The organism is Enterobacter cloacae complex sp. P16RS2, from assembly GCF_014982155.1.
GTDB lineage: Bacteria > Pseudomonadota > Gammaproteobacteria > Enterobacterales > Enterobacteriaceae > Enterobacter > Enterobacter cloacae_M.
On sequence record NZ_JADCKW010000026.1, the window covers coordinates 15,075 to 29,372 of the forward strand.

The following is a 14,298-nucleotide window of genomic DNA, read 5'->3' on the forward strand; positions in this document are numbered from 1 at the left end:
TGCCGGAACTACGCGCCATACTGCGGCTATTTCTTGCCTTAACGTGTTCAGCAAATAATGATTGAAAAAAAATAGCACGCTAACCACAATATGGGACGTAATCTCTGCCTTACGGGACGACCCGTAAGCGTTTCTTTCACCGGGGACGGCCCCAACTTGTATTAAGTTAAGGAGCCTAAAATGTCCTGGATTATTCTTTTTATTGCTGGCCTGCTCGAAGTGGTATGGGCAATTGGTCTCAAGTACACCCACGGATTTACCCGCCTGACGCCCAGCGTCATAACCGTCACCGCGATGATCGTGAGTATTGTCCTGTTATCCTGGGCGATGCGCTCGCTGCCTGTGGGAACGGCTTACGCCGTCTGGACGGGCATTGGTGCGGTGGGGGCCGCCATCACCGGCATTCTGCTGCTGGGAGAGTCAGCGAGTCTGGCGCGTATCGCCAGCCTCGCCTTGATTGTGGCCGGGATCGTTGGGCTGAAGCTCAGTACCCATTAATGGGGTTGTTTTACCCAGATAAGTTTTGATACATCAAACCCTTGCCGGGTCGCGACGTCCAGCATCTGCTGTTTCATTTCTGACGAAATAGTTGGCGTGCGGGAAAGTATCCACAGATAGTCGCGATCCGGCCCGCAGACCAGCGCGTGACGGTACTCTCTGTCGAGCGCGATCACGTTATAGCCGCCATAAAACGGGCCGAAGAAAGAGACTTTGAGCGCGGCCCGTCGCGGGTCGCCCGTGAAGTACGCTTTCCCAATCGACTGCTGCCACATCTCCCGATCCGGATTATAGCCCCGGTTGATCACCTGAATACCGCCATCATCCATCGGGCTGTAATTCGCGGTGACCTTCTCTAAGCCCTGCTCAAACCGATGGTCGAGGCGCGCGATTTCATACCATGTTCCAAGGAAGCGTTGTGCATCAAAAGGCGAGACGACGGTAACGCCTGGAGGTGGGGTAGGGGAACTGCAGGCAACCACTAAAAACGCGGCTGTCACCGCGGCGATAACAGGCAGAATGCGCATAGGAGTTTCCTTACTGTTTTTTGTTAAGTGTAGATGACGGCAAGAAAAATGTGGTTTTTGTGCTGTGTGTTTCGCCGGGTGGCCACCCTGTGGATTTTGTAGGCCGGGTAAGCGTTAGCGCCACCCGGCAATGGTTACTACAGCGCGCTCAAAATACGGTATGCCGCCTCAACGCGTGCCGGGTTCGGATAGCTTTTATTTGCCAGCATCACAATACCGAGCTGCTTTTCAGGAATAAATGCCACGTAGCTGCCAAACCCGCCGGTAGAGCCTGTTTTATGGACCCAGGATGCGTTGACCGGGGGCGCCGGTGGATTCACTTCTCTCGCAGGCAGCGGTGCCAGTGCCACCTTATTGTCGCTACCTTCAACCACGGTTTTGGCATCGACCGGCCAGTTAAGCATTTCCCAGCCTAACCCCTGATACATGGCCCCTACGCGCCAGTAGCGAGACTGCGCCAGGGTAAGGCCTTTCCTGAGTGAATTATCCTGAAGGGAGTCCGGCTTCATGTTGACCATCACCCAGCTTGCCATATCCTGCACGTTGGTTTTTACGCCATAGGCTTCAGCGTCCAGCATTCCTGGCGAAACGTGTACCGCTTTACCGTCGCGGTATCCCCAGGCGTAATGCGCCTCTTCCGCTTTCGGAACGTTAATCCACGTATGGTCCAGCTTGAGCGGCTTAAAGACCCGCGTCGTTATGGCCTGCTCATAGCTCATGCCGGAAGGTTTGACCGCCAGCGCGCCAAAAAGACCGATGCTGGCATTGGCGTAAAGACGCGTGGTGCCCGGCTTCCACTGCGGCTGCCAGTTTTGATAAAAGCGCAACAGAGAGGCGTTATCCGTGACCTCATCCGGTACCTGTAACGGCAAACCTCCTGCGGTATAGGTTGCCAGATCCAGCATGCGGATCCCCTGCCACTGCTTGCCTGTCAGCTCAGGCCAGTATTTTGTCACCGGATCGCCCAGCGATATTTCACCGCGAGCAATGGCATCGCCACCGAGTACGCCGGTGAAGGTTTTACTTATAGAACCCAGTTCGAACAAGGTTTGTGGAGTGACGGGTTTGTTCGCCGCAACATCGGCTTTACCGAAGGTGAAGTAGTGCGGCTGACCCTCATAAATCACCGCCACCGCCATACCCGGAATGGCCTGCGCTTTCATCAGCGGCGTAACGGTCCGTTCCACCACCTCAGCCAGCTGTTTTTCTGACATCGGGGTAGCCAATACCGAGCAGGAGGTGCTGAGCAGCAGGGCGCAGCAAAGGGATTTAGTCATCATCATTTATCTTCCATAATAGCAGTTCAAGGGAGTGTCCGGGCCCGTCAGACCGCTGTAGTCTGTTGGATTTGACTATGGCTGACAAACGGTTAAATTTAGCATTAGCTGTTAATTTTTCTAACGGGCGAGACCATGACGCGCAGCTATCTCCCTCTTAATTCCCTGCGGGCGTTTGAAGCAGCCGCCAGGCATCTCAGTTTTACTCATGCCGCTATCGAGCTGAATGTCACCCATTCCGCGATTAGCCAGCACGTCAAGGCGCTGGAACAGCACCTTAATTGCCAGCTGTTTGTCCGCGTTTCGCGAGGGCTGATGTTGACCACCGAAGGTGAGAATTTGCTGCCTGTGCTGAATGACTCCTTCGATCGCATCGCCGGCATGCTGGATCGTTTTGCCAGCCAGCGCGCTCAGGAGAAGCTCAAAATAGGTGTGGTAGGGACTTTTGCCACGGGTGTTTTATTCTCGCTGCTCGCGGACTTTCGCCGCTGCTATCCGCATATTGATCTTCAGCTTTCCACACATAACAATCGCGTCGATCCGGCGGCTGAAGGGCTTGATTACACCATTCGCTACGGTGGCGGCGCGTGGCATGGAACCGATGCTGAATTCCTTTGCCCCGCGCCGCTGTCTGCGCTCTGTACACCCGACATTGCCTCAGTTCTCAAAAGCCCGGCAGATATCCTGAAGTTTACCCTGCTGCGCTCCTATCGGCGCGACGAGTGGGCTGCGTGGATGCAGGCAGCGGGCGAACACTCTCCCTCGCCGACGCACCGGGTGATGGTGTTTGATTCGTCCGTGACCATGCTGGAAGCCGCGCAGGCAGGCGTAGGGATTGCCATTGCGCCTGTCGACATGTTTACCCATTTACTCAGCAGCGAGCGCATCGTGCAGCCGTTTGCCACGCAGATTGACCTCGGCAGCTACTGGCTGACAAGACTACAGTCACGGACAGAAACGCCCGCAATGCGCGAATTTGCCCAGTGGCTGGTGGGGAAGATGCAGAAATAAAAGGCCCGCCGGATGGCGGGCCAGAAGAGTCAGATGGTGACCACGGCAATCAGCGTCACCACGGTCAGGATGGTCGCCAGACCGTAGAACACCCATTTCCCGCTCGGTACATGAATTTTCAGGTCATGCATCGCATGGTGAATACGGTGCAGGCCACACCACAGCGGCAGGACGATCATCAGGAAGATGAACGCGCGGCCGATAAAGCTGCTCGCGAACGCCAGTACGCGTTCGTAGCTCAGCGCATCGCCCGGGAACAGCCCCAGCGGCAGCATAATGCCGACCAGCAGGATGATGACGGGAGCGATGATGGCACTCCACATGCCGCCTGCGCCAAACAGGCCCCAGAAGACCGGCTCGTCAGAACGTTTTGGATTTGGATTGATCACAGGTGTCTCCTTACCAGAACAATGCGACAAACAGAATGACCACAGTGACCAGAATCGTCACTGCCCAGAGCCCTTTAATCACCGGCTCTGGCCCCATTTTCTCGTCTTTTACGATGATGTTCGCCGCTTTTGGCGCGAGCTCAAACCAGGTTTTGGTGTGAAGCAGCGCGGCCGCGAGCACGATCAGGTTCAGAACAACAACGATCGGGTTTTGCAGGAAACCGACAAAGCTGGCCCAGGCTTCCGGGCCATGTTTGAGGGCAAAAACGCCGTACATCAGTTCAAGGCTGAACCAGACCGCCGGTACCGCCGTGCCTTCACGCAGCATGTAGAAGCGATAAAACGGCAGGTTTTTCCACCAGGTGGACGGCACAGGCCGCACATAGGCTTTGCGTTTAGTCGTCATCATGCACTCCTTAGCGTGGTTTCAGGGTAGCGATAAGAAAGTCTTTCGAGCTTTCCACTTTACCCTGCTGAATTGCGGCGGCCGGGTCGACGTGCTTCGGACAAACTTCGGAGCAATAACCCACAAAGGTACAGCTCCAGACGCCGTTCTGGCTGTTAAGCTGCGCCATACGTTCTTTTTTACCGTGGTCGCGGCTGTCTTCGTTATAGCGGTGCGCCAGGGTAATGGCGGCCGGGCCGATGAACTCCTTGTTCAGGCCAAACTGTGGACAGGCGGCGTAGCACAGGCCGCAGTTGATGCAGCCGGAGAACTGATGGTATTTCGCCATCTGCGCCGGCGTCTGGGTATTCGGCCCCTGATCCGGCGTGCGCGGATTACCGATGATGTACGGCTTAATGGCTTCCAGGCTTTCGATAAAGTGGGTCATATCGACCACCAGATCGCGTTCAATCGGGAAGTTGCCCAGCGCTTCGACCTTAATGCCTTTGCTGTACTCGCGCAGAAAGGTCTTACAGGCCAGCTTCGGCACCTTGTTGACCATCATGCCGCAGGAGCCGCAGATGGCCATGCGGCAGGACCAGCGATAGCTCAGGTCTGGCGCCAGGTTGTCTTTGATATAGCCGAGCGCATCCAGCAGGGAGGTTTGCTCGTCATAAGGGACTTCATAGAAAGCGCTGTGCGGTGCGGCGTCCACTTCCGGATTGTAGCGCACCACTTCAACTTTCATTTTTTGCATCTCAGCCATTCGCCTTCTCCTTCTTCTCGGCGGCTTCTGCTTCTGCACCGTACACGCGTTTAGCCGGCGGCAGCGTGGTGATTTTCACGTCGCTGTAGTCCAGACGTGTGGTGCCATCTGCATCGCGCCAGGCGAGAGTGTGTTTCAGGAAATTGACGTCGTCACGTTCGGTACAGCCTTCGTCCAGACGCTGGTGGGCCCCACGAGACTCTTTACGCGCCAGCGCAGAGTGCGCCATACATTCCGCGACGTTCAGGCCGTGGCCCAGCTCGATGGTGTAGAGCAGGTCGGTGTTGAATACGCTTGAGGTATCGGTGATGCGCACGCGCTTGAAGCGCTCCTGCAGTTCCGCCAGCTTGTCGACGGTTTTTTGCATTAGCTCTGGCGTACGGTAAATACCGCAGCCTTCTTCCATCGACAGGCCCATCTCGTCGCGGATCTTAGACCAGTTCTCGTTACCCTCCTGGTTCACCAGATCTTTCAGGCGTTTTTCAACGTCTGCGACCTGCGCATCCAGCGCGGCACCGTTGGCTTCGCCTGCTGTAGCCGCCCGCTCCATCGCGCGCTCGCCCGCCATGCGGCCAAAGACGACCAGCTCTGCCAGCGAGTTAGACCCAAGACGGTTGGCGCCGTGCAGACCCACGGAGGAACACTCGCCGACGGCGAACAGGCCTTTAATACGGGTTTCGCACTGCTGGTCGGTTTCGATCCCGCCCATGGTGTAGTGCGCGGTTGGACGCACCGGAATCGGCTCTTTCACCGGGTCGACGCCGACGTAGGCTTTCGCCAGCTCGCAGATGAACGGCAGACGTTCCAGCAGTTTCTTCTCGCCAAGGTGACGCAGGTCGAGATAGACCACATCGCCGCGCGGCGTGGAGATGGTGTTGCCTTTGCGCCACTCGTGCCAGAAGGCCTGAGAGACTTTGTCGCGCGGGCCGAGTTCCATGTATTTGTTCTTCGGCTCGCCGAGCGGGGTTTCCGGGCCCATGCCGTAATCCTGCAGATAGCGATAGCCGTTTTTATTGACCAGAATACCGCCTTCACCGCGGCAGCCTTCCGTCATCAGAATGCCGGAGCCCGGCAGACCGGTTGGGTGATACTGCACGAACTCCATATCGCGCAGCGGTACGCCGTGGCCGAGCGCCATGCCCATGCCGTCACCGGTGACGATGCCGCCGTTGGTGTTGTAGCGATAAACGCGACCTGCACCGCCCGTCGCCATCACTACGGCGTTGGCGCGGATCTGGACGAGCGTGCCTTCCATCATGTTCATCGCCACCAGGCCACGCGCCTGCCCGTCATCAACCAGAATGTCGAGGACGAAATGTTCATCGAAGCGCTGAATTTGTGGGAACTGGAGGGAGGTCTGGAACAGGGTGTGCAGCATGTGGAAGCCGGTTTTATCGGCGGCGAACCAGGTGCGTTCAATCTTCATACCGCCAAAGCGGCGAACGTTGACGCTGCCGTCCGGACGGCGGCTCCACGGACATCCCCACTGTTCAAGCTGGGTCATTTCCGTGGGACAATGATGCACAAAGTAGTCAACGACATCCTGTTCGCAAAGCCAATCGCCCCCTGCAACCGTGTCGTGGAAATGGTATTCAAAGCTGTCATGATCCTGCGCAACGGCGGCGGACCCTCCTTCTGCTGCCACTGTGTGACTACGCATTGGATAGACTTTTGAAATCAATGCGATTTTAGCGTTGGGATTAGCTTGTGCTGCAGCAATCGCAGCACGTAATCCAGCCCCGCCAGCGCCTATTACGGCAAGATCGGCTTGAAAAGTTTGCACGACATTCCTCCAGATTTTTGTTATTTCGCAACGCGACAAACTAAAGGTAGTTCACCCGTCCAAAAGGACGATTGCGAAAGCGTTTCCACTGCTCCTTTATGGGTAAAACAGTATAACCGTGTAGATGTCAGGGAAATTTGACGTGTTCGATTTTTTTGCTGTTCTGTACGGCGATTTATCATGAAGATTGATGAAATACGTCACGAAAAAATTCACCTAAATGAAATGCGCTTTTTTACTGCGCAAAATTTGTCTCTGTCCCTGCTAACGAGTAGACTTCGTGCCCTTGTCTGAAATCGGAGAACAACTCATGAGCGAAACGGCCACCTGGCAGCCGAGCGCATCCATCCCTAATCTGTTAAAACGCGCTGCAATTATGGCGGAGATCCGCCGTTTCTTTGCCGACCGCGGAGTCCTGGAGGTGGAAACGCCGTGCATGAGTCAGGCAACGGTAACGGATATTCATCTGGTGCCGTTTGAAACCCGTTTTGTTGGCCCCGGCCACTCTCAGGGCATGAATTTGTATCTGATGACCAGCCCGGAATACCACATGAAACGCCTGCTGGCGGCGGGATGTGGTCCGGTGTATCAGCTGTGCCGCAGCTTCCGTAATGAAGAGATGGGGCGTCACCACAACCCGGAATTCACCATGCTGGAGTGGTACCGCCCGCATTATGATATGTACCGCCTGATGAATGAGGTGGACGATCTGCTGCAGCAGGTCCTGGAATGCTCGGAAGCCGAAACGCTCTCCTATCAGCAGGCTTTCCAGCGCCATCTGGAAATCGATCCGCTATCGGCGGACAAAACCCAGCTGCGCGAAGTGGCGGCAAAACTGGATCTCAGCAACGTGGCGGATACCGAAGAGGATCGCGACACGCTGCTGCAGCTGCTGTTCACCTTCGGCGTAGAACCACAGATTGGCAAGGATCGTCCGACCTTTGTCTATCACTTCCCGGCAAGCCAGGCGTCGCTGGCGCAGATCAGTACCGAAGATCATCGTGTCGCAGAGCGTTTTGAGGTCTATTACAAAGGCATCGAGCTGGCAAACGGCTTCCACGAACTGACGGATGCCCGCGAGCAGCAGCAGCGCTTCGAGCAGGATAACCGCAAGCGCGCCGCGCGCGGTCTGCCGCAGCAGCCTATTGATGTTAATTTGCTTGAAGCATTAAAAGCAGGTCTGCCGGATTGCTCCGGCGTGGCGCTGGGTGTTGACCGTCTGGTGATGCTGGCCCTGGGCGCAGAGCAGCTTGGCGATGTGATTGCGTTTACCGTAGATCGCGCCTGACGACAGTTAACCCTCTCCCGTGGGAGAGGGTTGCACCGCTTACCTTACAAACTTCCCGCCGGGCGCGTACGCGTCGCTGACGTCAACGTTCTTCCCGTTTTACGCCCGTCCAGGCTTTCCAGACGCATCTGGAACGGTGGGAACGGCATATCAATACCGTGCTCGCGGAAGCCCGCCAGAATCAGCTGGTGAATCTCATGGCGCAGCGGCATACGGTGTCCCATTTCGGCGGCATAAATACGCAGCTCGAAAATCTGGATCCCCTGCTGTAAATCCACAAGGAATACTTCCGGCGCCGGGTTGTCGATCACCAGCGAGCAGCGCTCAGCGGCGGTGTAGAGGATCTGGGTCACCTCTTCGCTGTTGGCGTCTGACGGCGCAGGTACCGTTAGCACCACGCGGGTAACAGAGTCTGACAGCGACCAGTTGATGAACTGCTCGGTGATAAACGCCTTGTTTGGCACGATGATCTCTTTCCGATCCCAGTCGCTGATCGTCGTCGCACGGGTATTGATCTTCGTGATGCTGCCGGTCAGATCGCGGATCGTTACGGTATCGCCAATACGGATCGGTTTTTCGAACAGAATGATCAGGCCAGAGATGAAGTTGGCGAAGATCTCCTGTAAACCAAAACCTAACCCTACACCAAGGGCCGCCACCAGCCACTGCAGCTTCGACCACTCAATACCGATCATCGAGAAGCCAACCAGCCCGCCAAACAGCATGATCAGATATTTGGTAATGGTCGTAATCGCATAGCCCGTCCCCGGCGTTAAATCCAGATGCTGCAGCAGCGCAAGCTCCAGCAGCGCCGGGAAGTTGCGCACCAGCTGAGTGGTGATGATCAGCACCAGAATGGCAATCAGCACCGCCCCTAAGGTAATCGGCTCCAGGCTTTCAACGCCCTGCACCGTAGACGTCACGTCCCAGAGAGAGATGTTCTCCAGGAAGCCAAATGCTGAGTGGATCTCTGACCACAGGAAGATGACCGAGAGGAGGGCAATTAGCATCAGTATGGAACGAACCAGGCGCAGGGACTGGGTACTGATGGCATCCAGATCCAGTTCGACCTCGTCCGCTTCCGTTGTGCCTTCCGTACTGTTGACGTGGTTTGGCTCTTCTTCTCCCCGCGCACGCTGGGCGAGAATCTCTGCCCGGCGATGCTTGGCACGGTCAAACGCCAGACGCCGCCGCTGGATCAACATCCAGCGGCGGATCACGTGGTACACCACCAGAAGCAGGAACCAGATTGCCACCGAGGTTTCCAGCCGCGCCAGCAGCGCCTTCGAGGTCGCCAGATAACCTACTGCGGCTGCCAGCATCGCAACCAACGGTGCGCTAAGCAGCAGGTTCCAGAGCAGCCGGTTGAACATGTTGTCGCCGCTGCCGGATTTATCCAGATAGAGCGGAATGCCCGCGCGTTTCAGGCTGAGCGTAACGATGGCCAGCGCCCCACAAATCAGCATAAAGCAGAGGCGCCCCAGCGAGCCTGAGAACTCCCGGTCGTTGAGATTATCAAACATGATCAGCGCCATAATCAGCGGCACAATCAGCCCGATGCTCATCAGGTAGTAACGCATGGCGCGCGCAACGCGATTACGCGGCCAGCCAAAGTGGGTGATGAACAGGCCATTGGGGCGCGCGAAGGTGGCACAAATCATGACCACCCACAGCAGCGGCACCGTGGCGGTGACGCCATCGCCAATTGCGACCGCGAGCGGATAGGGCCAGGCTTCCCGCAGGCCATACCCCAGCGTCATCCACAGCACCGGCAGCGGGGAGGCGACAAGAATCGACCAGAATACGGTGCGCAACGTCAGCCAGAAGTGATCCTGGGTGACTTTCCCGACCCGGGAGCTGGAACGCTCCAGGAAGCGGGTGAAATGTCTGCGCGAGTAAATGCTGAAGCCCACCAGAATCAACGCCCCGAGCAGCGGGAAAATGGTCTCTTTGCTGGTAAACATCATCACGCTGGCCTGTCCCAGCTGGCTGACGGTGTCCAGCGAAATCAGGCGGCGCAGATCCTGAACAATCTCAATTGGCCACGAGAAGGTCATCGGACGCACGTCGGACGTCCAGAAGAGATAACGGTGCGTAGCCTCGTTCACCTCTTTCAGCGCATCTTCCAGCTGGCTGTTGGAGACTTTTAGCTTGGTCAGCTCCAGAATCAGCGTATCCCCGCCCTGGAGCAGAGAGTTCAGCAGTTCACGCTGGGTACGCAGCTGGGCTTCCAGAATACGGTTTTGCTCGCTGGTCAGGGGCTGGCCGTCAGCCTGACGGATCTGGCGGATTTGCGGCTGTTTATTGAGAAGATCTTCAAAGTGCAGGCGCTGAACGCGCAGCTGGGCCATCTCGGTATCCAGCTGCTGCGGCTTCGGCATTTCCGGCAGGCGCGCGACCTGGGCACGTAACGCTTCGCCCAGGAGGTTTGATGACCCGAGCCACTGGGACTGCTCGCGCAGGGTGTTGAGCGCCTGGCGAACCTGTAGGGTTTGATTGGTCGCCTGACGCTGCTGCGAGGCAACCAGATCCATGCGCTGCGCCTGCTGATTCAGCGCGGCAGAAAGCTCGCGGTTGACCCTGAATTGTTCGTTGATGCCGGCAGGCAGGTTTTCGCTGTTTTCCGCCAGTAGTTCGGTGCTTTCCAGCGCGCGCTCCGCTTCACGCTGGCGCTGGCTGTTAAGCTGATTTCGCAGGGCCTGGAGATACGCATCCAGCTGCTCGCTCTGCTTCTGAGCGAGTTCAGAGCGCATCCGCGACAGTTCCTGGCGGTTATTGGCGGAAAGCTGCGCCAGCTCCAGCTCATCGACAAGGGCCTTCAGGCGAGCCGATTCTGCCTGCAGGCCCAGATTTTGGGCCTGAGCCTGTGGCGTATTGCCGCTTTGCGTACCCACGCGACGCTCAACTTCATTAAGCTGGCGGCGGGCGTCGGTTTGCTGTTGCGGAAGCTGGCTGAGGGAGTCGGCGATTTCACGCGCTCGCTCCTGCTCCTGCTGGGCAAGACGGCTCTTTTCCAGAAGCTGGCTGCTGACCTGCAGGATCTCCTGGTTCAGAGCGTCCGAGGTCATGCCTGCGGGCACGTCGCGCGGTTCGTCACGCAGATTATTGAGCTGCGCGCGCAGCGTCTGCGAGAGTTTGGGGAAATTGTCGATAACCTGCTGATACTGCTGAGCGCGCTCAAGAGAGCCTTTCCGTTCCTCAAGCGCGTTCAGGGCAGCCTGGAGCGACTCGACGGTCTCTGGCTGAGCGGGTTTGGCCGCTTTTGCCTGCTCCAGTTCCTGGGTTATCTGTTTGGCGTCGGGGGCTGTCGCTGCGTACGCCCCCATGCTGAGGCACCAGGCCATCAGTAGAACGATAATCGGGCGCACGTCAGCGATCCTTCTGTTGTTAGCCTTCGTCTTTTTTGTCGTCAACCAGCGGGCTGGCGTCGTGCTCGGCGTTGATCTCTTCCTGCGGCAGCGGAGCAGGTTCTGCATCCGGCGTCACGAAGGTTTCGGTAGAGACCGCCAGCGGCTGGCCCAGCTTGGTGACCGACAGGCTTTCGAGCTGTTCAGCCAGCTTCACTTTGCCCGGCGCAAACAGGTTGATTACGGTAGAGCCCAGCTTGAAGCGACCCATCTCCTGACCTTTCAGCAGGGCCACCGAGCCTTCCGCTTCACCGGCAGGCCAGGTCCAGCGTTTGATCACGCCTTCGCGCGGTGGGGTGATGGTGCCGGCCCAGACGGTTTCGATGCTGCCTACGATGGTCGCACCGACCAGAATCTGCGCCATAGGGCCAAATTCAGTATCGAACAGACAGATGACGCGCTCGTTACGGGCAAACAGGTTCGGCACGTTCTGCGCGGTCAGGTGGTTTACGGAGAACAGGTCGCCCGGGACGTAAATCATTTCACGCAGGATACCGTTACACGGCATATGCACGCGATGGTAGTCGCGCGGTGACAGATAGGTGGTGGCAAACGTACCGTTACGGAACAGATCCGCCATCAGGTAGTTACCCGCCAGCAGCGCTTCCAGACTGTAGTTATGGCCCTTCGCCTGCAGGATTTTGTCGTCTTCGATGTTACCCAACTGGCTGATCACGCCGTCTGCCGGCATCACCAGGACGTTAGGATCGGTGTTCAGCGGGCGCACTTCGTCACGCAGCGGGCGTACGAAGAACTCGTTGAAGGTGCGGTAGCTGGCGGTATCCGGCTTTTGCGCCTCTTTCATATCGACCTTGTAATATTTTACGAAAAGGTCGATGACCAGTTTGGTCAGCCAGCCCGCGCGTTTGCTTGCGCCCCAGCCCGCCAGGCGAGTGAGCCACAGTTTTGGCAGAATGTATTGAAGCGAAAGTTTAAATGCGTTTAACAAGGTAGCCTCCAGGCCATTGTTTTGTCGTTCCTGATCCGGCGTCAAGCCGCCGGAACCTGAAAAAAGGGGACGATTTTAGCGATGCTTAGCTTAGTTGTCAGTTATCAGAATCAGAAAAGTTTTTACGCGTTTTTACGTCTTCCATGCTCTCAAGAATGCGGTGGTAATTCTCGAAGCGGGTTTCCGCGATCTCGCCTTTCTCAACCGCTTCACGGATAGCGCAGCCAGGGTCGTTATCGTGCTTACAGTCGCGGTATTTACAAGCGCCTAAATAATCATGGAATTCGACAAATCCGTTAAAGATTTGTTCCGGCTCAAGGTGCCACAAACCGAACTCACGCACGCCCGGAGAGTCGATCACGTCGCCGCCGTGCGGGAAATGATACAGACGTGAGGCGGTGGTGGTGTGCTGGCCCAGGCCAGAGACGTTGGACACATCGTTGGTCAGGATCTCTTGCTGGAGGCCAAGCAGGTTGTTCAGCAGGCTCGATTTACCTACGCCGGACTGGCCAGCAAAGATGCTGATGCGGTCGGTCAGCGCCTCTTCCAGCGGTTTAAGGCCATCTTTGGTGTGGCTGGAGACCATCAGCACGCGGTAACCAATCTTGCGGTAGATGTCCATCTGCTCATTCACGAAGGCCATGCCGTCGTCATCCAGCAGATCGATTTTGTTCAATACGATAATCGGTTCAACCTGCAGCGTTTCACAGGCGACGAGGTATCGGTCGATAATGTTGAGCGAAAGTTCGGGCAAAATCGCCGATACGATAACAATCTGGTTAATATTGGCAGCAATGGGTTTGACCCCGTCGTAGAAATCAGGACGGGTTAACACGGACGTGCGCTCATGAACCGCTTCAACGATACCTTTTACCGTAACGCCTTCCGCCGCCTCTTTACCCGGTCGCCAGACCACGCGATCGCCGGTAACCAGTGAACGGATGGTACGACGGATATTGCAACGGTGAATATCCCCGTCGGCGGATTCGACATCGGCATGCATACCGAAACGGCTGATGACTACGCCTTCTGTCGCTTCACCAAACAGGTTGTCGTCATAATCCGGCTTCTCCGAAGTGGTTTTAAGACGGCGCTGGTGGTTGGCGTTTACGCGGCGCTGCTGCCCTTTGGAGAGTTTATTTTTACTCAATCGCGCTGGCTCCTGGTCGCCCGTAAGGGGCAAAACCTCTATGATACACTCTAATTAATACTAGTTAACCTGCTACTGCCGGTTATGCGAGAAGGGTGGAAAATAACATGAGCGCGGATGAAAACAACCTGATTTGGATCGATCTCGAAATGACCGGGCTGGATCCCGAGCGCGATCGCATCATTGAAATTGCAACGCTGGTGACGGACGCCAACCTGAATATTCTGGCTGAAGGGCCAACGATTGCGGTGCATCAGTCCGACGACCAGCTGGCTTTGATGGATGAATGGAACGTGCGCACCCACACCGGCAGTGGCCTGGTGGAGCGCGTGAAGGCGAGCACGTTCGGCGATCGCGAGGCGGAGCTGGCGACGCTTGAGTTCCTGAAACAGTGGGTTCCGGCAGGCAAATCGCCTATCTGTGGGAATAGCATCGGCCAGGATCGCCGTTTCCTGTTTAAGTACATGCCGGAGCTGGAGTCATATTTCCACTACCGCTATCTGGATGTCAGCACCCTGAAAGAACTGGCGCGTCGCTGGAAGCCTGAAATCCTCGACGGCTTTAAAAAGCAGGGGACTCACCAGGCGATGGACGATATCCGTGAGTCCGTGGCGGAGCTTTCCTACTACCGCGAAAACTTTATTAAGCTGTGATTTTGCGATCCGGCGCCTTGCGTGGCCGGGTTTTTGTCGTTAAATTGTTCAGCTTGCCGATTAATTAAGCATTTGAACTTAATTTCGAAAAAATCGCTTTAAGGGGGGTTGCAGCTAAAAGGATTTCTCGTATAATGCGCCTCCCGTAACGACAGAGAATTACACGTTACGACAGCAACAAAAGCAGTGCAGATTTGCGGGAATAGCTCAGTTGG

Annotated in this window: 13 protein-coding genes; 4 read left to right on the plus strand and 9 right to left on the minus strand. The window is 56.5% G+C overall.

Annotated features, from left to right (window positions below):
• The first annotated feature begins 180 nt into the window (after nt 1–180).
• Nucleotides 181–498: a quaternary ammonium compound efflux SMR transporter SugE gene (gene sugE, locus INF68_RS16680; RefSeq protein WP_008502938.1), complete on the plus strand. Its 318-nt coding sequence runs from the start codon at nt 181–183 to the stop codon at nt 496–498.
• Here sugE and INF68_RS16685 read toward each other — a convergent pair.
• Nucleotides 495–1,025, minus strand: a complete 531-nt coding sequence (locus INF68_RS16685) for a lipocalin family protein (protein ID WP_023310119.1) — start codon at nt 1,023–1,025, stop codon at nt 495–497. The genes sugE and INF68_RS16685 overlap by 4 nt on opposite strands.
• A gap of 137 nt (nt 1,026–1,162) precedes the next feature.
• The gene (blaACT, locus tag INF68_RS16690) at nt 1,163–2,305 is read right to left on the minus strand and encodes an ACT family cephalosporin-hydrolyzing class C beta-lactamase (protein ID WP_032668292.1); all 1,143 of its coding nucleotides are present in this window, start codon (nt 2,303–2,305) and stop codon (nt 1,163–1,165) included.
• 132 nt (nt 2,306–2,437) lie between these two features.
• On the opposite strand from blaACT, the gene ampR reads away from it, so the two are divergent.
• Nucleotides 2,438–3,313 (plus strand): LysR family transcriptional regulator AmpR, encoded by an 876-nt coding sequence (ampR, locus tag INF68_RS16695; protein ID WP_109845697.1) that lies wholly within the window; start codon nt 2,438–2,440, stop codon nt 3,311–3,313.
• A gap of 29 nt (nt 3,314–3,342) precedes the next feature.
• Here ampR and frdD read toward each other — a convergent pair whose 3' ends face one another.
• The 4 genes from frdD to frdA are packed head-to-tail and all read right to left on the minus strand — an operon-like array spanning nt 3,343 to nt 6,636.
• Nucleotides 3,343–3,702, minus strand: coding sequence for a fumarate reductase subunit FrdD (gene frdD, locus INF68_RS16700; protein WP_023310122.1), 360 nt, complete (start codon nt 3,700–3,702; stop codon nt 3,343–3,345).
• Between the two features lie 10 nt (nt 3,703–3,712).
• Complete coding sequence (gene frdC / locus INF68_RS16705) at nt 3,713–4,108, minus strand: fumarate reductase subunit FrdC (RefSeq protein ID WP_023310123.1); 396 nt, start codon at nt 4,106–4,108, stop codon at nt 3,713–3,715.
• Nucleotides 4,109–4,118: 10 nt separating this feature from the next.
• Entirely contained in the window at nt 4,119–4,853 is a 735-nt protein-coding gene (locus INF68_RS16710) for a succinate dehydrogenase/fumarate reductase iron-sulfur subunit (protein ID WP_126787398.1), read from the minus strand.
• Complete coding sequence (gene frdA / locus INF68_RS16715) at nt 4,846–6,636, minus strand: fumarate reductase (quinol) flavoprotein subunit (protein ID WP_023310125.1); 1,791 nt, start codon at nt 6,634–6,636, stop codon at nt 4,846–4,848. The genes INF68_RS16710 and frdA overlap by 8 nt, the downstream gene beginning before the upstream one ends.
• 310 nt (nt 6,637–6,946) lie before the next feature.
• On the opposite strand from frdA, the gene epmA reads away from it, so the two are divergent.
• Nucleotides 6,947–7,924, plus strand: a complete 978-nt coding sequence (epmA, locus tag INF68_RS16720; protein WP_045404820.1) for an elongation factor P--(R)-beta-lysine ligase — start codon at nt 6,947–6,949, stop codon at nt 7,922–7,924.
• A gap of 44 nt (nt 7,925–7,968) precedes the next feature.
• On the opposite strand, the gene mscM is transcribed toward epmA, so the two are convergent.
• The 3 genes from mscM to rsgA all read right to left on the minus strand — a co-directional run bounded on the left by mscM (nt 7,969) and on the right by rsgA (nt 13,430).
• On the minus strand, nt 7,969–11,292 hold the full coding sequence (gene mscM, locus INF68_RS16725) for a miniconductance mechanosensitive channel MscM (RefSeq protein ID WP_126787397.1): 3,324 nt from the start codon (nt 11,290–11,292) through the stop codon (nt 7,969–7,971).
• A gap of 19 nt (nt 11,293–11,311) precedes the next feature.
• The gene (gene asd / locus INF68_RS16730; protein ID WP_033144458.1) at nt 11,312–12,280 is read right to left on the minus strand and encodes an archaetidylserine decarboxylase; all 969 of its coding nucleotides are present in this window, start codon (nt 12,278–12,280) and stop codon (nt 11,312–11,314) included.
• A 97-nt stretch (nt 12,281–12,377) separates the two neighbouring features.
• The gene (gene rsgA / locus INF68_RS16735; protein ID WP_023334242.1) at nt 12,378–13,430 is read right to left on the minus strand and encodes a small ribosomal subunit biogenesis GTPase RsgA; all 1,053 of its coding nucleotides are present in this window, start codon (nt 13,428–13,430) and stop codon (nt 12,378–12,380) included.
• Between the two features lie 107 nt (nt 13,431–13,537).
• Here rsgA and orn point away from each other — a divergent pair, with 107 nt between their 5' ends.
• A complete protein-coding gene (gene orn, locus INF68_RS16740) occupies nt 13,538–14,083 on the plus strand; it encodes an oligoribonuclease (protein WP_023310130.1) in 546 nt (181 codons plus the stop codon).
• Nucleotides 14,084–14,298: the final 215 nt, after the last annotated feature.